We start from the raw sequence: 21,597 nt of genomic DNA, 5'->3' as shown, positions 1-21,597 counted from the left end.
CTAACCGCAACAATGTTCAGGTGTTGAACAAATGCGGGCCTATTGCCCAAAAACATTAAGAAGTTCTTGGCAGGGCACACGACCTGCGAATATTCCGTGCTAACGTCGCCCGTGATCAAGCCGTGATGTGAAAGTTATTCACACTCGATATAGCAGCTGTGATGTGTTTGTTAGGCAATCGAGATAAAACGGTTATATAGCGAATCGAAAGGTTAGCGCATGTCATTCGTGATCGTTCCGCCGGCGGTCTTGGCGACTGCGGCAGCGGAAATTGCCGGGATCGGGTCGGCAATCGGTGCGGCGAACAGCGCCGCGAGCGCCGCTACCACGGGCCTGTTGGCCGCGGCCGCCGACGAGGTTTCGACCGCGATCACCATGTTGTTCAACACCAACGCCTTGGAATACCAAAGCCTCAGCGCTCAGGTGGCGGCGTTCCACTCTCAGTTCGTCAACGCCCTGACCGGCGGTGCGAATACGTTCGCCAGCGCCGAAGCGGCGAATGCCGCTCAGCTGGGCGGCGTTACTGGTGCTCAGGGGGGCGCCATTGGCGAAGGCGCGACGGTGACCGAGGGCGGGGCGGCCACGGCGCAAGCCGGCCTGATGGGCGTTGCGGAGAGTGGCGGCCTTAATGCCCTGTCGGTGAGTGGGGCGACGACGTCGCTCGGCAGCGCCACCAACACCGGCGTCGAAGCGGCCTACACGGTGAAATCGCAATGGCAGAGCGGTTACGTGGCCAATTACACCATTACAAACACCGGTGCAACCCCTCTTACTAATTGGCAGCTGCAATTCAATCTGCCCGAAAATGCATCGATCACTAATGCGTGGAGCACGCAACTCACCCAGTCTGGTTCGCAGTACACCCTGACTCCACAGAGTTACAACAGCACGATTTCGCCCGGTGAGTCGATCACCATCGGTTTCCAGGCCGCGCAAACGGGCGAATATTCGGCGCCGACCGATGTCCTCGTCAGCGGAAATCACGCCGCCGCGGAACCCCCGACGAATCCGCCCACTAATCCGCCGACCAACCCACCGACCAACCCGCCGACCGAGCCACCAACCACCCCACCGACCACCCCGCCAGCCGTTCCGCCGGCCACCGGCGATGGCCTCACCGCCACATACACGACGCCGTCGCAGTGGGAGGGCGGCTACATCGCGAACTACACGATCACAAACACCGGCACCACGCCGATGTCGAACTGGCAGTTGGAATTTGACCTGCCGCAGAATGCATCGATCACCAACGCGTGGAGCGCACAGGTCACCCAGGCGGGTGGCCACTACACGCTGACTCCGCAGAGCTACAACAGCACCATTGCGCCGGGTGAGTCGATCACCGTCGGGTTCCAGGCCGCGCAGTCGGGCGCATACTTGCCCCCGACCGAGGTGCTGATCAATGGCCAACCGGTGCCAAGTAGCGAGCCTCCGACGAATCCGCCGACTAACCCACCGACCAATCCGCCGACGAACCCGCCCACCGAGCCTCCGACCAACCCGCCGACTAACCCGCCGACTAACCCGCCGACCAACCCGCCGACGGAACCCCCGACCGTTCCGCCGACCACCGGGGACGGTCTGACTGCTACCTATTCCACGCCGTCGCAGTGGGATGGCGGTTACATCGCGAACTACACGATCACCAACTCAGGCGCGACGCCGATCACCAACTGGCAGCTGCAATTCGACCTGACCGGCAACGCGTCCATCGGCAACTCGTGGAATACGCAGCTGGTTCAGACGGGTTCGCATTACACCTTGAACCCGGCCAGCTACAACGCGATGATCGCGCCGGGCGATTCGATCACCCTCGGCTACCAGGTGGCTCAGGTCGGCGCCTACGTGGCACCGACGAACCTGTTGATCAACGGCGAACCGGTCACGGTTACCCCTCCGACCACGCCGCCCACGACGCCGCCGACGACCCCGCCCGTCACGCCGCCGCCGGGGGCGACGGTGATTTCCACGCAGTATGGGACGACGACGGTCAACGGTGGGTATGTGGTGCAGAACAATGCGTGGAACAACCCGTCGGGGCAGACGATTGCGGTGGATCCCACGGGTGGGTTCACGATCACGCAGATGAATGGGTCGGCGTCGACCAATGGTGCGCCGTTGGGGTATCCGTCGATTTTCGAGGGGGTGCATTACGGCACGTCGTCGACGGGGACGAATCTGCCGATTCAGTTGAGTCTGATCGATACGGCGATGACCAGTATCGATTACAACTACGTGCCGACGGGGGTGTGGAACGCCTCCTACGACATCTGGCTGGATTCGAGCTACACCACTACCGGGGTCAACGATCACGAGATCATGATCTGGTTCAACCATCAGGGTCCGATTCAGCCGGTGGGGTCGCCGACGGGGAATGTGACGGTGGCGGGCAGGAACTTCACGTTGTGGATGGGCAGCAATGGTCAGAACACGGTGACGTCGTATGTGGCGACCGAGCCGATCGAGGTGTGGACCTTCGATGTGATGGATTTCGTCGACCACACCGACAGCATCGCCAGCTTGCCGGTCAACCAGAGCTGGTATCTGACCAGCATCCAAGCCGGCTTCGAACCCTGGCAGGGCGGCGTGGGCCTGGCCGTCGAATCCTTCGACGCCAAGGTCACCACCAACACCTAAGGCTCCGCCCGGCGCCCCGCGATGTTCCTGACGGCGGGCGGGGTGCGGGTCCGGCTGGGGCCTGGGCAGGGTCGAGCTAACTGGCCCTCGTTGCCGCCCCAGCCGGACCGTATTGCTTCGCCTGTGGGCTTTCGTTGTATCGCAATGTGGCCTGGCTCCTATTGACAAACCCCTGCTAGTGGGCAGAGACGGGTTTCGTGCTTCTACGAGCAACTAGAGGGAACTGATCGGACAGTCCGAATGGCGATCGATGCGCTCCCTCGGCGCGGGCGCTAGGCGAATGGTCGTTAGTTTGCTCACACAACGCGCCCGGTGGACACGGAATTGGATGCGTGTCAAATAACTTTGCACTTCAGAAGCTTGGCGCCGACTGGACGTTGGCTGTCAAGCAGAATACGAGACTTTGCTGCAGAAGCCAAGTATGACTGTCCTGCGTTCTCTTAACGCTCGCTGACCCGGACCCATCCGGCCGCCATAGCAAACGCAGTTGTCTCCTATTTATTAGTACGTACGTACCAGACAGCACCCACTAGCAGATGCCGCGGCATCGTGGGGGTGGTCCAGCTGGCGTCGGTGAGCGCGTTTTGGCATGAGGCGCAGCCAGGTGCTGACAGCAAACGTAGATAAGTGCCTGGCTAAGCGGCCGGAGCGGTATCGCGAGCCGGCGCGCCTATGTGTTAATGGTGAGGCCGGCACGGCGGGATTGGCCTGTGCCTCTCAGGGGCGTACCCTAACGCACATTAAATTCATATCCTGAGCAGGATCTTAGCGAGACTACAGAACGCATCGTGCGCGGAGGGCTGTCCGTCGCCAGCCGCGCGATGCGATCGCGACATTAGGTCGTACCCATTTGTAGTGGTCACGCTCGCTGTCGGCGCCACGCCGCGCAGCAAAATTGGATAATACTTGTGTTCAGAATGCTCCCCCGTTACAGTCAGCACGTCGTATGACAACCATGCCCGCGACCCAGCAGGAGTCTAGTGATGTCGTTCTTGGTGGCTTCCCCAGAATTGTTCGCTCAAGCAGCGGCCAGTCTGGATGGATTGCGCTCTACGATCAGCGCGGCCAATGGAACGTGGTCGGTTCCGATCACGTCGTTGCTACCCGCCGCCCAAGACGAGATCTCGGCGGCTATCGCCGCGGTGTTCGGCGCTCACGCGCAGGGCTATAAGGCGATCAGCGCTCAGGCCGAGGCGTTCCACGCCCAATTCGTGCAGAGTCTGAGCGCCGCCGGCGCGGCGTACGCAACGGCGGAGACGGCCAACGTCTCGCCGCTACAGGGCGTGCTGGACCTGATCAACGCTCCCTCCAACGCGGTATTGGGCCGCCCGCTGATCGGCAACGGCGTCGACGGGGCGCCCGGGACCGGCGCGAACGGCGGCGCCGGCGGTCTGCTGTGGGGCAACGGTGGAAACGGTGGTTCTGGCGCTGACGGCCAGGTCGGCGGTAACGGTGGGGCCGCCGGTCTCTTCGGTACCGGCGGTGCTGGCGGGACCGGTGGTGCCGGCGCTGCTGGCGGAAACGGTGGCGCTGGCGGGATCCTCTGGGGCAACGGCGGTGCCGGCGGAACCGGCGGTGTCGGCGCTGGCCCCGGTCTGACCGGTGGCGCGGGCGGTATCGGCGGAAACGCCGGGTTGTTCGGTACCGGTGGGGTTGGCGGTGCTGGCGGTGCCGGCGGTGCCGGCGACCAACTAGCGGGCATCCACGGCGGTGACGGTGGTGTCGGCGGTAGGGGCGGCAACGGCGGGGCGTTGTTCAGCACCGCCGGGGCGGGCGGTGTCGGCGGTGCCGGTGGCGCCGGCTACACGGGCGCGGCGTCCACCGACCCAGGCATTGCCGGTGGCACCGGAGGTAACGGCGGCAATGGCGGCGCCGGTGGCGCCGCCGGTGGCACTGGCTTGTTCGGGGCCGGCGCCGCGGGCGGCCAGGGCGGTGCGGCCGGACTCGGCGGTGACGGCGGTGCCGGTGCCGCTGGTGTGGACGGAAACATCCACGGCGGTGCTGGCGGGCAGGGTGGCAACCCGGGCATTGGCGGCGTGGGTGGCGCGGGCTCGCTCGGCGCACCCAACGGCGCGGCCGGTGCCGCGGCCACCAGCGGCGGTAACGGCGGCGCCGGCGGCGCGGGCTACAGCGCTGCGGGTGGGTCGAACGCCAATGGCGGCAATGGCGGCGCCGGTGGCAATGGCGGCGCGGTCGGAAACGGTGGCGCCGGTGGCGCCGGCGGCCACGGCGACGGCAGCGGTAACGGCGGCAATGGTGGCCAAGGCGGCGTGGGCCGCGTCGGCGGTGCCGGCGGTGCCGGCGGTGACGGCGGCGAGACGGGCAACGGTGGTCACGGTGGTGCCGGTGGTAACGGAGCGGTCGGTGTCGCAGGGGCCGACGGGGCCACCCCGGGTGCCTCAGGCGGCACGGGCGGAGCCGGCGGTATCGGTGGCGTCGGTGGCGCCGGTGGGCGCGGCGGAACCATCTCGGGCAACGGCGGTAACGGTGGCGCCGGTGGTGTCGGCGGTCTTGGTGGTGCGGGCGGTGCCGGCGCCACTGGGGCGGACGCCACAGTCGCCGGAGCCACCGGCGGGGCCGGCGGCCACGGCGGCAACGGCGGCGTCGGCGGCCAAGGCGGCCAAGGCGGAGTCGGTGGAGAAGCGCTGGGTAGCGGCATCGGTGGTCTCACCGGCGTCGGCGGCGCGGGCGGCCAGGGCGGTGCGGCCGGGATCGGCGGCGACGGCGGGACCGGCGGAGCCGGCAGCCAGACTGTGCGCAATGGCGGTACCGGCGGCCGGGGCGGCGACCCCGGTGTTGGTGGCGCCGGTGGCGCCGGCGGCCTGAACGGCACCGGAACCGCGGTTGCCGCCTCCGGCGCGGCAGGGAATGCCGCGACCTTTGGCGGTAACGGCGGTGCCGGCGGCAGGGGCTGGGACGCCATCGTCCCAGGCGCGCATGGCGGCAACGGCGGCGCAGGCGGTGCCGGTGGCCTCGTCGGCAATGGCGGCAGGGGCGGTGACGGCGGTAACGGCGCGCAAGGCGTCGACGGTACCGACCCGACCCAAACGGGCAGCGGCAACGGCGGGACCGGCGGTAACGGCGGCCACGGCGGCGCTGGTGGTTCGGCCGGGACACAAGCCGGCTTCGGCGGCGACGGCGGTAAGGGCGGCATCGGCGGTCAGGGTGGAAGCGGCGCGCAAGGCGCTGACGCAACCGACCCGTCCAAGATCGGTGGTACCGGCGGAAACGGCGGGGCAGGCGGGATCGGCGGTAATGGTGGTAAGGGCGGCGACGCCCCGAACCCGCTCGGCAACCTGGGCGTCGGCGGTGACGGTGGTAAGGGCGGCGCGGCCGGTCTGGGTGGTGACGGTGGACATGGCGCGCATGGCACCGCTGACCACTTCGACGGTGGCGCCGGCGGCCTAGGCGGTAACCCCGGCACGGTCGGGGCCGGTGGCCTGGGTGGCTACGGCTCGACCTTTGGTACGGACGGAACGAGCGGCGCCGCGGCAACCAGCGGCGGCAACGGTGGCGCCGGCGGCGATGGCTACAGCGACCCCAACCCCAGCGGACTTGCCGGCGGTAAGGGTGGCGCCGGCGGCAACGCCGGTGCGGTCGGTAACGGTGGCGCCGGCGGTAAGGGCGGCAACGGCGCCCAAGGTATCGAGGGTGAAGAGGGCACCGGCCAGACCGGCGGGACCGGCGGCGTCGGCGGGCAAGGCGGCGCCGGCGGCAAGGGTGGCTCCATATCCGGAAACGGCGGTGCCGGTGGCGCCGGCGGTATCGGCGGGAAGGGCGGAACCGGCGCGAGAGGTGCCGACTCGACTGACCCGACTCTGGCTGGTGGCGCAGCCGGCAACGGTGGTGTCGGTGGCCAGGGTGGTGCCGGCGGTAACGGCGGCGGCGTGACCCCAGGAAAGGGAACTGTCGGCGTCGGTGGCGACGGTGGTCAGGGTGGTGACGCCGGTATCGGCGGGCGCGGTGGCGACGGCGCCGCCGGCACCTCAGGCCACATCGACGGCAGTGCTGGTGGTCAGGGTGGCGACCCGGGTAGCGCAGGGGCCGGCGGTAGCAAGGGCACCGGCTCAGTCAACGGTAACAACGGCGTCGCTGGTAATGCGGCCACCTTCGGTGGTGACGGCGGTACCGGCGGTAGGGGCTTCGATGCTGAAGCGGGCTCCGGCGCAACCGGTGGCGTTGGTGGCGCCGGTGGTGCCGGCGGTTTGCTGGGTAACGGCGGTACCGGCGGTGCTGGTGGCAAGGGCGATGGCAGCGGTGCTGGCGGTGCCGGCGGTCAGGGTGGCAACAGCGGTGCGCAGGCTGGCAGCGGTGGTGACGGTGGCGCCGGTGGTGCCGGGGGCGCCACCGGTAACGGCGGCGCCGGTGGTACGGGTGGCGGCGGCCTGTCGCCAGAGGGTGTCGGCGGTACCGGTGGTAAGGGCGGCGCCGGCGGTGCGACATCTGGGGATGGTGGCATCGGTGGTGACGGCGGTGTCGGCAAGGTTGGCGGTGGCGCCGGCGGCGCCGGTGGTAATGCCGGCCAGAACGGCGACGGTGGCGCCGGTGGCAACGGCGGTGCGGGCCTGGTGGGCGCCAATGGCGCAAACGGGGTCGGCTCGGGCGTTAACGGGACCAACGGAGTGGCCGGCGGCTACGGCGGCCGCGGCGGCGACGGCGGCGCCGGGGGCACGGTGTCCGGCAACGGCGGGGCCGGCGGTACGGGTGGCGCTGGCGGACAAGGCGGAACGGGCGGCAAGGGTGCCAACTCGACCAACCCGACCACGGCTGGCGGTACGGGTGGCCACGGTGGTGCCGGCGGTACGGGTGGCGCCGGCGGTAACGGTGGCACTGCCAGCAAGGGCACCGCGGGTGCTGCCGGAAACGGCGGGGCCGGTGGTGCAGCGGGCCTCGGTGGTGACGGCGGCGATGGCGCCAACGGCACGGCGGCCACCGTCAACGGCAGCGCCGGCGGTAGGGGCGGTGACGCAGGCGCGGTCGGGGTCGGCGGCGCGGCGGGCACCGGCTCGGTCCCCGGCGCCAACGGCGCTAACGGCGCCGACGCCACTAACAGTGGCCACGGCGGTAACGGTGGCAACGGCTTCGACAACGGCGCGAACACCAACGGCGCGAACGGTGGCCACGGCGGCGCCGGTGGTGCAGGCGGTTCGCACGGTGACGGCGGTAACGGCGGTACCGGTGGCAACGGCGCGACCGGTGCCACCGGTGGCGCCAGCGCCACTGGCGGCGCCGGCGGCCGGGGTGGCGACGGCGGTGCCGGTGGCGCCGGCGGATCCGTCCTCGGTGACGCGGGTAACGGCGGCAACGCGGGTAACGGCGGTAAGGGCGGCCAGGGCGGCAACGGTGCCGCTGGCGCCAACTCGAGTACCGCCAATGGCACGGCGGGCACCGGCGGCGCCGCGGGCGACGGAGGCAAGGGTGGCGACGGTGGCAACGGTGGCGCCGCGGGTGTGGCCACGAACGGCAACAACGGCACGGCCGGTAACGCCGGTAACGGCGGCGACGGCGGTAACGCCGGGACGGCTGGTAACGGCGGTAACGGCACCGGCAACCGCACCAACGGCGGCACCGGTGGTGCTGGCGGCGATGGTGGCGCCGGCGGCAACGGCGGTAAGGGCGGTGCCGGCACCGCAACCACTGACGGTGGCGCTGGTGGTAACGGTGGCAAGGGTGGCATCGGATCCAGCGGCGGCACCGGCGGTAGCGCCACCGGTAACACCGGCGGCAACGGTGGCAACGGTGGTACTGGTGGCAACGGCGGCGCCGGTGGTAATGCGGGTGCCGGTGGCGATGGCGCGTCAGGTGGCGCCGCGGGTAGCGCTGGAGACGGTGGTGCCGCTGGCAACGGCGGTAACGGCCAAACGGGCGGTAACGGCCAAAACAGCAACACGGCCGGTAACCGCGAGCCACGTCCCGGTGGCAACGGTGGCCAAGGCGGTGTGGGTGGTGCCGGTGGCGATGGCGCGTCCGGTGGCACCGCGATCGGCGGCGGCACCAACGGCGCGGCGAGTGCCGGTGGCGACGGCGGTGCCGGCGGTACCGGCGGCGACGGCGGTAAGGGTGGCACGGGCGGTGCCGCGACCAGTGGCACCGTGGTTGGAGCAACGGGCGGTGCTGGTGGCTCCAGCGGTGATGGCGGTGCTGGTGGCGCCGGCGGTAAGGGTGGTGCGGGAACCACCACCACCCCAGGCGCAGCCGGTGGTAACGGCGGTCAGGGCGGCTCAGGCGGCACGTCAGGTGCTGGCGGCACAGGTGGTGCCGCTAAGGGCACTGCCCTCGGTGGCAACGGCGGCAATGCAGGCACGGCCGGCTCGGGCGGCGTAGGTGGTGTCGGCGGCGACGGCGGTGCTGGCAACGGCGGCGGGAACGGCGGTAACGCTGGAAACTCCGGCAAGGGCGGTGACGGCGGCGCTGGCGGCGCCGGTGGTGCTCCGAATACCGGTACCACTGGCGGTGACGGCGGTAATGGTGCCAACGGCGGCGACGGCGGCAACCACGCCAGCGGTGGCAAGGGCGGACAAGGCCTGGGCGGCGGAACCGACGGCGACGACGGCCAAGACGGTGACCCCGGATTGGGCGGTAGCGGCGGCGCAGCGGGCACACCCGGTGCGAACGCCAATCCCGGTACTGCGGGCAGCGACGGTAACCCCGGCACCTAAGAACCTAACCCGGCCCTACCAGGTATTACTCCACACACGTCGACCAGCGGTCGCCTGAAACGTCGACCGTCTGAATGTAAGGAAGAGGATTGAGCCGGTGAGTTTTCTGACCTTGCCACCTGAGATCAACTCCCTGAACTTGCTGCTCGGCGCGGGTTCGGCGCCGTTGACGGCGGTGGCGTCGGCCTGGGATGGTCTGGCGGCTGAGTTGAGTTCGGCGTCGTCGTTTTTTGAGTCGGTGACTTCCGGTTTGGTCAACGGTGCCTGGCAGGGGCCGGCGTCGGGCGCGATGGCGGCCGCGGCTTCGCCGTATGCGGCGTGGTTGAGTGCGGCGGGGATCGCGGCTGAGGAGGCGGCGTCGCAGGCTCGGGTGGTGGTGTCGGCGTTTGAGTCGGCGCGGTCGATGGTCGTGCATCCGGCGTTGATTGCGGGTAACCGTAATTCGCTGGTGCGGTTGGCGGTGTCCAACTTGTTTGGGCAGAACTGGCCGGCGATCGCGGCGGTGGAGTCGGCCTACGAGGAGTTCTGGGCCCAGGACGTGGCGGCGATGTTGAGCTACTACGGTGGGGCGTCCTCGGCGGTGTCGGCGTTGACGCCGTTCACCAAGTTGCCGTTGGGTCAGTTGGCGGGCGTGGTGTCGCAGGTGGCTGGCTTGGCTGGTGGCGGCGGTGGGAGTGTCAAAGCTGTTGTTGCGGGCTTGAGTTCGGGCAATGTGGGTGGTTTGCGGCTGGGCGGCTTGCTGGGTGGTTTCAACCTGAGCGGGTTGTTGGGCAGTTTGCGGCTGGGTACGGGCAATCTGGCCAACGTGGGCCTGCACAGCCTGGGTGATGCCGGCACGGGTGCGGCGGCGGCGGCCGGGCGCTGGGGGTCGTTCGGTCGCTTTGGTTGGGGACACTTCGGCGGTGCGGGTCTGCAGGCGTTTGTGCCGGCACTGTCGGGTGGGGGCCTGAGCAGCGTGTTGAGCAGCGGGGCGTTGAGCGCTGTGCTGAGCAGTGGCAGTTTGTCCACGTTGCTGGCCAGCCCGACGGTCACCACGTTGTTGAACAGCCCGGCGGTCGGTAATTTCTTGAGCAGTCCGGCCGTGGGCAACTTGCTGCGTAGTCCGTTGGTGAGCGGTTTGTTGAGCAACCCGGCGATCAGCAGCTTGTTGAGTGGGACGGCGCTGTCGGGCAAGTTGGACGGTCTGCTGGCGGTGAGCCCTGCGGCCGCGGCGGATGCGGTCACCGACATCTTTGGTAACACCGGGACCGGCAACATCGGGTTCGGTAACACCGGTGACAACAACGTCGGGTTCTTCAACACCGGTAACGGCAACGTCGGTTTCGGTAACTCCGGGTTTGACCTGCGCGGCATTTTCAACGCCGGTGAGGGTAACGCCGGGTTGTTCAACACCGGTAGTTACAACACCGGTATCGCCAACTCCGGTATCGGCAACACCGGTTTGTTCAACCCGGGCAACTTCAACACCGGTATCGGTAACCGCGGCAACTTCAACACCGGCAGCTTCAACGACGGCAGCTTCAACAGCGGTGACTTCAACAGCGGTGACACCAACACCGGCTGGTTCAACACCGGCGACCTGAACACCGGTATCGGCAACTCCGGCGACATCAACACCGGTATCGGCAACTCCGGCAACATGAACAACGGGTTCTTCGTCCGGGGCGACGCCCAGGGCATGACCGGTGTTTCCTACTCGATCCACATCGACCGGATCTATGTGGACTACGGCATGCGATTCCCGGTGAACACGATCATTTCCGGTGGCACATTCGACATCACCACGATGCCGTTCAACATCGCGGCGCTGGACCTCAGTTCTCTCAGCAACACGAGCGGCACCATCGGTCCGATCAGCGTTCCGTCCATAACGATCAGCGGCCCACGGCTGAACTTCGTGCTCGGCGGCCCCGGATACACCACATTCGGCGGCATCGTCGGCACCATCGGCCCGATCGATATCCCGTTGTTCTCGATCCCGGCGGGCCCGGGCTTTGGCAACCAGACGGGTGCTCCGTCGTCGGGGTTCTTCAACTCCGGCGAGGGCAGTTCTTCAGGGTTCTTCAACCTGGGCGCGGGCAGTTCGGGATGGCACAACCAGGGGCTGGGCACCTCGGGTTGGGGCAACGTGGGCGATCTGCAGTCCGGTTTGCGCAACCTGGGCAACACCGTCTCGGGGTGGTTCAACGTCAGCTCGTTGGACGCGGCGCAGGAGGCGGTGGTCTCCGGGTTCGGCAACGTCGGCAGCCAGGTTTCCGGGTTCTTCAACGACTCAGTGACCGACCTCACCAGCTTCAGCATCGGCCTGGGCAACGTAGGTGGGCTGAACATCGGTGGCGGCAACGTCGGCCAGCTCAACATCGGGTTGGGCAATGTGGGTGGCTTCAACTTCGGTGGCGGCAACCTGGGCGACATGAACTTCGGGTTCGGTGACCTGGGTAGCCACAACTTCGGGTTCGGCAACCTCGGTGATGGCAACATCGGCTTCGGTAACACCGGTTCGGGCAACATCGGTATCGGTAACACCGGTAACGGCAACATCGGTTTCGGTAACTGGGGCGATGGCAACTTCGGCTTCGCCAACTGGGGAAGCAACAACGTCGGTATCGGGTGGCTCGGTAGCGGCAATGCCGGCTTCGGCGGGCTGAACGCCGGTTCTGACAACGTCGGGTTGTTCAACTCCGGCACCGGCAACCGCGGGTTGTTCAACTCCGGCATTGGCAACACCGGTATCGGCAACACCGGTGAGTACAACACCGGTATCGGTAACACCAGCATCGCCAACACCGGTATCGGCAACACCGGCAGCGGCAACGCGGGTATCGGCAACACCGGCAGCAACAACACGGGAAGCTTCAACGTCGGCAGCTTCAACACCGGCAGTGCCAACCCGGGTCATCTGAACACCGGAAGCTTCAACGCCGGCAGCATCAACACCGGCTTCGCCAATGTCGGCGACGTCAACACCGGGTCGTTCAACACCGGCAGCAGGAACTTCGGCGCATTCAACCTGGGCGACGACGTAGGGGCGGACGGCTACCACATCCCGCTCAACTTCCCGGCGATCCCGATCGACCTATTGGCGTACACGAACGTTGCGATCCCGATCACCGGTCAGTTCGACCCGATCACCGTCTATCCGATCCTTGTCGATGTCCCGGTCAACATGAATGCGCTTGGCCTCGTCAGCATCTCCGGCATCGTCGGGTCCGCAATCGTGGAACCGATCGTCATCAACCCGATCGTCCTGATGGACGTCGTGTACGGGGCGGACTTCGCGATGCCCATTCAGATGACGTTCCTCGGACAACTCATGCTGGGCATACCGGGACTGTCCGGCTTCGGGAACTCCTCCGGAACGGTGTCGTCGGGCTTCTTCAACGGAAATGCCACAGGCACTTCCGGGTTCTTCAACTCGAGCGATCTGAGTTCGGGCTTTGCCAACGCCAACGGGGCGCTGACGTCGGGCTGGTACAACTCCGGCACGTTGCTGTCCGGTTGGCAGAACCTCGGCAACGCCATCTCCGGTCTCGTCAACACCAGCACGCTCGCCGCAGACACCGCAGCTCTGATCTCCGGTATCGGCAACGTCGGCAGCCAGGTCTCGGGCTACTTCAACGGACTGCAGGCGGCGTTGGCGAACTGGGGAGGCAGCTGATGACGTACTTATCCACCTTGAACGGCCGACCGTTGTTCTGTAGCAGCTACTACTCCCAAGAAGCTTTCCTGCAATGTAAGGAAGAGGATTGAGCCGGTGAGTTTCCTAACCTTGCCACCCGAGATCAACTCCCTGAACTTGCTGCTCGGCGCGGGTTCGGCGCCGATGACGGCGGTGGCGTCGGCGTGGGACGGTCTGGCGGCCGAGTTGAGTTCGGCGTCGTCGTTCTTTGAGTCGGTGACTTCCGGCTTGGTCAACGGTGCCTGGCAGGGGCCGGCGTCGGGCGCGATGGCGGCCGCGGCGTCGCCGTATGCGGCGTGGTTGAGTGCGGCGGGGATCGCGGCTGAGGAGGCGGCGTCGCAGGCTCGGGTGGTGGTGTCGGCGTTTGAGTCGGCGCGGTCGATGGTCGTGCATCCGGCGTTGATTGCGGGTAACCGTAATTCGCTGGTGCGGTTGGCGGTGTCCAACTTGTTTGGGCAGAACTGGCCGGCGATCGCGGCGGTGGAGTCGGCCTACGAGGAGTTCTGGGCCCAGGACGTGGCGGCGATGTTGAGCTACTACGGTGGGGCGTCCTCGGCGGTGTCGGCGTTGACGCCGTTCACCAAGTTGCCGTTGGGTCAGTTGGCGGGCGTGGTGTCGCAGGTGGCTGGCTTGGCTGGTGGCGGCGGTGGCAGTGTCAAAGCTGTTGTTGCGGGCTTGAGTTCGGGCAATGTGGGTGGTTTGCGGCTGGGCGGCTTGCTGGGTGGTTTCAACCTGAGCGGGTTGTTGGGCAGTTTGCGGCTGGGTACGGGCAATCTGGCCAACGTGGGCCTGCACAGCCTGGGTGATGCTGGCACTGGTGCGGCGGCGGCGGCCGGGCGCTGGGGGTCGTTCGGTCGCTTTGGTTGGGGACACTTCGGCGGTGCGGGTCTGCAGGCGTTTGTGCCGGCACTGTCGGGTGGGGGCCTGAGCAGCGTGTTGAGCAGCGGGGCGTTGAGCGCTGTGCTGAGCAGTGGCAGTTTGTCCACGTTGCTGGCCAGCCCGACGGTCACCACGTTGTTGAACAGCCCGGCGGTCGGTAATTTCTTGAGTCCGGCCGTGGGCAACTTGCTGCGTAGTCCGTTGGTGAGCGGTTTGTTGAGCAACCCGGCGATCAGCAGCTTGTTGAGTGGGACGGCGCTGTCGGGCAAGTTGGACGGTCTGCTGGCGGTGAGCCCTGCGGCCGCGGCGGATGCGGTCACCGACATCTTTGGTAACACCGGGACCGGCAACATCGGGTTCGGTAACACCGGTGACAACAACGTCGGGTTCTTCAACACCGGTAACGGCAACGTCGGTTTCGGTAACTCCGGGTTTGATCTGCGCGGCATTTTCAACGCCGGTGAGGGTAACGCCGGGTTGTTCAACACCGGTAGTTACAACACCGGTATCGCCAACTCCGGTATCGGCAACACCGGTTTGTTCAACCCGGGCAACTTCAACACCGGTATCGGTAACCGCGGTAGCTTCAACACCGGCAGCTTCAACGACGGCAGCTTCAACAGCGGTGACTTCAACAGCGGTGACACCAACACCGGCTGGTTCAACACCGGCGACCTGAACACCGGTATCGGCAACTCCGGCGACATCAACACCGGTATCGGCAACTCCGGCAACATGAACAACGGGTTCTTCCTCCGGGGCGACGCCCAGGGCAGCACCGGGTTCAGGTACGCGCTGCACATCGACCAGGTTCCCGTGGACTTCGGCTTGCGAGTCCCGATAAACATGACGATTTCCGGTGGCACATTCGACATCACCACTCAGCCGTACGTCATTGGGCAGATCAACCTCGCCACTCTCAACAATGTCAACAACAACTCCTGGATCGGTCCCATCACCGTTCCGTCCATAACGGTCAGCGGCCCACGGCTGAATCTGCTAGTCGGCGGCCCGGGATACACCGTTTTCGGCGGCCTCTTCGGCACGGTCGGCCCCGTCGAATTTGGCTTCGAGATCCCGGCGGGCGTTGGCTTTGGCAACCAGACGGGTGCGCCGTCGTCGGGGTTCTTCAACACCGGCGAGGGCAGTTCTTCAGGGTTCTTCAACCTGGGTGCGGGCAGTTCGGGCTGGCAGAACCAGGGGCTGGGCACCTCGGGTTGGGGCAACGTGGGCGATCTGCAGTCCGGTATGCGCAACCTGGGCAACACCATGTCGGGCTGGTTCAACGTCAGCTCGTTGGACGCGGCGCAGGAGGCGGTGGTCTCTGGCTTCGGCAACGTCGGCAGCCAGGTTTCCGGGCTCTTCCAGAATTCGGTGACCGACTTCACCAGCTTCAGCATCGGCCTGGGCAACGTGGGTGGGCTGAACATCGGTGGCGGCAACGTCGGGCAGCTCAACATCGGGTTGGGCAACGTGGGTGGCTTCAACTTCGGTGGCGGCAACCTGGGCGACATGAACTTCGGGTTCGGTGACCTGGGTAGCCACAACTTCGGGTTCGGCAACCTCGGTGATGGCAACATCGGCTTTGGTAACTCCGGTTCGGGCAACATCGGTATCGGTAACACCGGTAACGGCAACATCGGTTTCGGTAACTGGGGTGATGGCAACTTCGGTTTCGCCAACTGGGGTGACAGCAACGTTGGTATCGGGTTGCTCGGTAGCGGCAATGCCGGCTTCGGCGGGTTGAACGCCGGTAGTGACAACGTCGGGTTGTTCAACTCCGGCACCGGTAACCGGGGGTTGTTCAACTCCGGTACCGGCAACACCGGTATCGGTAACGCTGGTGAGTACAACACCGGTATCGGTAACACCAGCATCGGCAATACCGGTATCGGCAACACCGGCAGCTTCAACACCGGTATCGGCAATACCGGCAGCAACAACACGGGAAGTTTCAACGTCGGTAGCTTCAACACCGGTGGTGCCAACCCGGGTGATCTGAACACCGGAAGCTTCAACCCCGGCAACATCAACACCGGCTTCGCCAACGTCGGCGACGTCAACACCGGGTCGTTCAACACCGGCAGCAGGAACTTCGGTGCATTCAACCTGGGTAGCGGCATAGGGGCGGACGGCTACCACATCCCGATCAATTTCCCGGCGATCCCGATCGACCTGGTGGGCGGCACCAACTCGTCGATCCCGATCACCGGTTACATCGATCCGATGACCGTCTTCATCCCTGCAATGGCCATCCCGGTCCGTTTCTCGATTACCGTCCTGCTGACAATCACCATCCAGGGCGACCAACTGGTCCCGGCGATGCAGATGGTCGTAAACCAGATCGTCCTGAACAACCTCGCGGTCGGGGCGAACATAGCGGTGCCCTTCCAGATGAACTTGCTCGGCCAACTCCAACTGGGCATCCCGGGCCCGTCCGGTTTCGGGAACTCGTCGGCAACGGCGTCGGGCTTCTTCAACGGAAATGCCAGCAACACGTCTGGGTTCTTCAACTCCAACGACTGGAGTTCGGGCTTCTCGAACGCCAACGGTGCGTGGACGTCGGGCTGGTACAACTCCGGCACGTTGCTGTCCGGCTGGCAGAACCTCGGCAACGCCATCTCCGGTCTCGCCAACACCAGCACGCTTGCCGCAGACACCGCGGCCCTGATCTCCGGTGTCGGCAACATCGGCAGCCAGATCTCCGGCTACTGGAACGGCCAGACGAGCGCGTTGCAGGCGGCGCTGGCGAACTGGGGCAGCTGATGACGTACTTATCCACCTTGAACGGCCGACCGTTGTTCTGTAGCAGCTACTACTCCCAAGAAGCTTTCCTGCAATGTAAGGAAGAGGATTGAGCCGGTGAGTTTTCTAACCTTGCCACCCGAGATCAACTCCCTGAACTTGCTGCTCGGCGCGGGTTCGGCGCCGATGACGGCGGTGGCGTCGGCGTGGGACGGTCTGGCGGCCGAGTTGAGTTCGGCGTCGTCGTTCTTTGAGTCGGTGACTTCCGGCTTGGTCAACGGTGCCTGGCAGGGGCCGGCGTCGGGCGCGATGGCGGCCGCGGCTTCGCCGTATGCGGCGTGGTTGAGTGCGGCGGGGATCGCGGCCGAGGAGGCGGCGTCGCAGGCTCGGGTGGTGGTGTCGGCGTTTGAGTCGGCGCGGTCGATGGTCGTGCATCCGGCGTTGATTGCGGGTAACCGTAATTCGCTGGTGCGGTTGGCGGTGTCCAACTTGTTTGGGCAGAACTGGCCGGCGATCGCGGCGGTGGAGTCGGCCTACGAGGAGTTCTGGGCCCAGGACGTGGCGGCGATGTTGAGCTACTACGGTGGGGCGTCCTCGGCGGTGTCGGCGTTGACGCCGTTCACCGTTGCCGTTGGGTCAGTTGGCGGGCGTGGTGTCGCAGGTGGCTGGCTTGGCTGGTGGCGGCGGTGGGAGTGTCAAAGCTGTTGTTGCGGGCTTGAGTTCGGGCAATGTGGGTGGTTTGCGGCTGGGCGGCTTGCTGGGTGGTTTCAACCTGAGCGGGTTGTTGGGCAGTTTGCGGCTGGGTACGGGCAATCTGGCCAACGTGGGCCTGCACAGCCTGGGTGATGCCGGCACGGGTGCGGCGGCGGCGGCCGGGCGCTGGGGGTCGTTCGGTCGCTTTGGCTGGGGACACTTCGGCGGTGCGGGTCTGCAGGCGTTTGCCCCGGCGCTGTCGGGTGTGGGCCTGGGCAGCGTGTTCAGCGGTGGAACGTTGAGCGCTGTGCTGAGTACGGGCAGCCTGAGCGGTTTGTTGAGCAGCCCGGCGGTGACCGGCTTGTTGAGCAGCCCGGCGGTGAGCAGCCTGTTGAGCGGCCACAGTCTGAGCAGCCTGTTGAACAGCCAGTCGGTGAGCAGCCTGCTGAGCAGCCTGCGTTTCGGCGCGGGTGATGTGTCCAGTGTGTTGAGCCAGCTGGGTGTGGGTACCGGGACGGCGGCCGCGGGTTGGGGTCACTGGGGTGGCTTCGGTGGCTTTGGTGGCTTTGGTGACTTCGGTGGCTTCGGTGGTTCGGGTCGCGGCTTTGGCTTCCTGTCTGGCCTGTTGAACTCCGACTTCGTGTCCAACGCGTTGAGCAGTGGCAGCGTGAGCGCCCTGTTGAGCAGTTCGTCGGTGACTGGTCTGCTCAACAGCTCGGCCGTCAACACCCTGCTCAGCAGCGCCACCGTGAGCAGCTTGTTGAGCAGCCCGACGGTGAGCAGCCTGCTGAGTAGCCCGACGGTGAGCAGCTTCTTGAGCAGCAAGGCTGTCAGCAGCCTGGTCAGCGGTCTGCACCTGAGCAACGGGTCCAGCCTGAGCAGCCTGCTGACTCAGTTGGGTGTGGGTGGCACCGGTAGTGCGGCTGCGTCGACGTTGTCGACGCCGTGGGGCAATTTCTCGGTGAACCAGATCGCGAACTTCGTTGAGTCCCATGGCGGGTTGCAGGCGGTGTTGAGCAACCTGTCGCGTTCGTCGGCGTTCACCTCGTGGGTAAGTTCGGATGCGTTCATCAGCCAGCTGAACGACTCCTCGATCACCGCTTTTGTGAGCAGCCCGGTGGTCACCAACCTGTTGAGCGGCCCGTCGGTGACCGGCCTGCTCAGCAGCCCGGTCGTCACCAACCTGCTGAGCAGCCCGTCGGTCGGTAGTCTGTTGAGCAGCCCGGCACTGAGCGGCATCTTCAGCAACCCCTCGATCAACAGCCTGCTCAGTAGCGTGCACCTGAGCAACGGGTCCAGCTTGAGCAGCTTGTTGACCCAGTTGGGTGTGGGTGGCACCGGCAGTGCGGCTGCGTCGACGCTGTCGACGCCGTGGGGCAATTTCTCGCTGAACCAGATCACGAACTTCGTCGAGTCCCATGGTGGTCTGCAGACGGTGCTGACCAACCTGTCGAATTCGCCGGCGTTTACCGCGTGGGTGAGTTCGGAGGCGTTCATCAGCCAGTTGAACGACCCCTCGATCACGGTGGCTTTGGTGAGCAACTCGGCGGTCACGTCCTTGCTGAGCGGCCCGTCGGTGAGCACCCTGCTGAGCAGTCCGGCCGTCAGCAACCTGCTGAGCAGTCCGGTGGTCAGCACCCTGCTGAGCAGCCCCTCGGTGAGTGGTCTGCTGAGCTCGGGGAACCTTGGCAGCCTGTTGAACAGCCCGGTGATCAGCAACCTGCTCAGTGGGACGGGTCTGTCGGTCAAGCTGAACAGTCTGCTGGCGGTGAGCCCTGCGGCCGCGGCGGATGCGGTCACCGACCTGTTCGGTAACACCGGGACGGGCAACATCGGGTTCGGTAACACCGGTGACAACAACGTCGGGTTCTTCAACACCGGTAACGGCAACGTCGGTTTCGGTAACTCCGGGTTTGATCTGCGCGGCCTTTTCAACGCCGGTGAGGGTAACGCCGGGTTGTTCAACACCGGTAGTTACAACACCGGTATCGCCAACTCCGGTATCGGCAACACCGGGTTGTTCAACCCGGGCAACTTCAACACCGGTATCGGTAACCGCGGTAGCTTCAACACCGGCAGCTTCAACGAGGGCAGCTTCAACAGCGGTGACTTCAACAGCGGTGACACCAACACCGGCTGGTTCAACACCGGCGACCTGAACACCGGTATCGGCAACTCCGGCGACATCAACACCGGTATCGGCAACTCCGGCAACATGAACAACGGGTTCTTCCTCCGGGGCGACGCCCAGGGCATCACCGGGGTGACCTACGAGATCCACATCGACCAGATTCCCGTGGACTTCGGTATGCGAATCCCGTTGCACCTGACGATCACCGGTGGAACATTCGACATCACCACGGCGCCGTTCACCGTCCCCCAGCTACCGGTCACTCTTTCCGGCGCCAGCATCAGCGGCACCTTCGGTCCCATCAACGTTCCGACCATAACGATCGGTGGGCCACAGCTGAACTTGTCAATCGGCGGCCCGGGATACACCATCTTTGGCGGCATCACCGGCAGCATCGGCCCGATCCACATGGGCTTCGGAATCCCGGCGGGCTCCGGCTACTTCAACCAGACGGGTGCGCCGTCGTCGGGGTTCTTCAACACCGGCGAGGGCAGTTCTTCAGGGTTCTTCAACCTGGGTGCGGGCAGTTCGGGCTGGCAGAACCAGGGGCTGGGCACCTCGGGTTGGGGCAACGTGGGCGATCTGCAGTCCGGTATGCGCAACCTGGGCAACACCATGTCGGGCTGGTTCAACGTCAGCTCGTTGGACGCGGCGCAGGAGGCGGTGGTCTCTGGCTTCGGCAACGTCGGCAGCCAGGTTTCCGGGCTCTTCCAGAATTCGGTGACCGACTTCACCAGCTTCAGTCTCGGCCTGGGCAACGTGGGTGGGCTGAACGTGGGCGGCGGCAACGTCGGGCAGCTGAACATCGGGTTGGGCAACGTGGGTGGCTTCAACTTCGGTGGCGGCAACCTGGGCAGTTTCAACTTCGGGTTCGGTGACCTGGGTAGCAACAACTTCGGGTTCGGCAACCTCGGTGATGGCAACATCGGCTTCGGTAACTCCGGTTCGGGCAACATCGGTATCGGTAACACCGGTAACGGCAACATCGGTTTCGGTAACTGGGGTGATGGCAACTTCGGTTTCGCCAACTGGGGTGACAGCAACGTTGGTATCGGGTTGCTCGGTAGCGGCAATGCCGGCTTCGGCGGGTTGAACGCCGGTACTGACAACGTCGGGTTGTTCAACTCCGGCACCGGTAACCGGGGGTTGTTCAACTCCGGTACCGGCAACACCGGTATCGGTAACGCTGGTGAGTACAACACCGGTATCGGTAACACCAGCATCGGCAATACCGGTATCGGCAACACCGGCAGCTTCAACACCGGTATCGGCAATACCGGCAGCAACAACACGGGAAGTTTCAACGTCGGTAGCTTCAACACCGGTGGTTCCAACGCCGGTGATCTGAACACCGGAAGCTTCAACCCCGGCAACATCAACACCGGCTTCGCCAACGTCGGCGACGTCAACACCGGGTCGTTCAACACCGGCAGCAGGAACTTCGGTGCATTCAACCTGGGTAGCGGCATAGGGGCGGACGGGATCCACATCCCGATCGATTTCCCGGCGATCCCGATCGACCTGGTGGCCGGCACCAACGTGGCGATCCCGGTCACCGGCTTCATCTACCCGATCACCATCTACGCGCCGCCAACGTTCGGAATCCCGGTCAACGTGTCGGTCTCCGTTCTGCTCACCATCAACGTCAGCGGAACCCTGCTGTCCCCGGCGATGGACAACATCGTCGTGAACCCGATCATCTTCAACGACCTCACGGCCGGAGCGGACATCCGGATCCCCATCCAGATGAATTTGCTCGGCCGGCTCAACCTGGGCATACCGGGGCTGTCGGGTTTCGGAAACTCCTCCGGGGTGTCGTCGTCAGGTTTCTTCAACGGAAGTTCCAACAACACGTCCGGGTTCTTCAACTCGAACGATTGGAGTTCGGGCTTCTCGAACGCCAACGGTGCGTGGACGTCGGGCTGGTACAACTCCGGCACGTTGCTGTCCGGTGTGCAGAACCTCGGCAACGCCATCTCCGGTTTCGCCAACACCAGCACGCTTGCCGCGGACACCGCGGCCCTGATCTCCGGCGTCGGCAACATCGGCAGCCAGGTCTCCGGCTACTGGAACGGCCAGCTGAGTGCGCTGCAGGCGGCGCTGGCGGCCCTGTCGCCGGTCAACGCGGGCCTCGTCGTCACCAACACGTAGCGCGTAGGTCGGCAGTTGGCGCA

5 protein-coding genes and 1 pseudogene are annotated in these 21,597 nt (G+C 65.7%); all 6 read left to right on the top strand.

Translation table 11 applies throughout. From position 1 onward, the window contains the following. Positions 1–219 precede the first annotated feature (219 nt). The 6 genes and pseudogenes from G6N68_RS31075 (at position 220) to G6N68_RS31875 (ending at position 21,574) form a co-directional block, all read left to right on the top strand. Positions 220–2,637, top strand: coding sequence for a cellulose binding domain-containing protein (locus tag G6N68_RS31075; RefSeq protein ID WP_163716826.1), 2,418 nt, complete (start codon positions 220–222; stop codon positions 2,635–2,637). A gap of 983 nt (positions 2,638–3,620) precedes the next feature. Then, positions 3,621–9,296: a PE family protein gene (locus G6N68_RS21830; protein WP_163716823.1), complete on the top strand. Its 5,676-nt coding sequence runs from the start codon at positions 3,621–3,623 to the stop codon at positions 9,294–9,296. A gap of 97 nt (positions 9,297–9,393) precedes the next feature. Beyond that, positions 9,394–12,954, top strand: a complete 3,561-nt coding sequence (locus G6N68_RS21825) for a PPE family protein (RefSeq protein WP_163716820.1) — start codon at positions 9,394–9,396, stop codon at positions 12,952–12,954. Between the two features lie 96 nt (positions 12,955–13,050). After that, positions 13,051–16,620 (top strand): PPE family protein, encoded by a 3,570-nt coding sequence (locus G6N68_RS21820; RefSeq protein ID WP_163716816.1) that lies wholly within the window; start codon positions 13,051–13,053, stop codon positions 16,618–16,620. Positions 16,621–16,716: 96 nt separating this feature from the next. Then, positions 16,717–17,154, top strand: a pseudogene (locus G6N68_RS32400) (PPE family protein); the annotation flags it as partial. A gap of 160 nt (positions 17,155–17,314) precedes the next feature. Beyond that, on the top strand, positions 17,315–21,574 hold the full coding sequence (locus G6N68_RS31875; RefSeq protein WP_163716810.1) for a beta strand repeat-containing protein: 4,260 nt from the start codon (positions 17,315–17,317) through the stop codon (positions 21,572–21,574). The last annotated feature ends 23 nt before the right edge of the window (positions 21,575–21,597 follow it).

This window comes from Mycobacterium bourgelatii, from assembly GCF_010723575.1.
GTDB classification, from domain to species: Bacteria; Actinomycetota; Actinomycetes; order Mycobacteriales; family Mycobacteriaceae; genus Mycobacterium; species Mycobacterium bourgelatii.
This window is presented reverse-complemented; position numbering and strand designations above follow the sequence as displayed.

Excerpts from the sequence above, each read along its gene's own strand:
- G6N68_RS31075 (WP_163716826.1), top strand. The coding sequence starts at position 220 with ATGTCATTCGTGATCGTTCCGCCGGCGGTCTTGGCGACTGCGGCAGCG.
- G6N68_RS21830 (WP_163716823.1), top strand. The coding sequence starts at position 3,621 with ATGTCGTTCTTGGTGGCTTCCCCAGAATTGTTCGCTCAAGCAGCGGCC.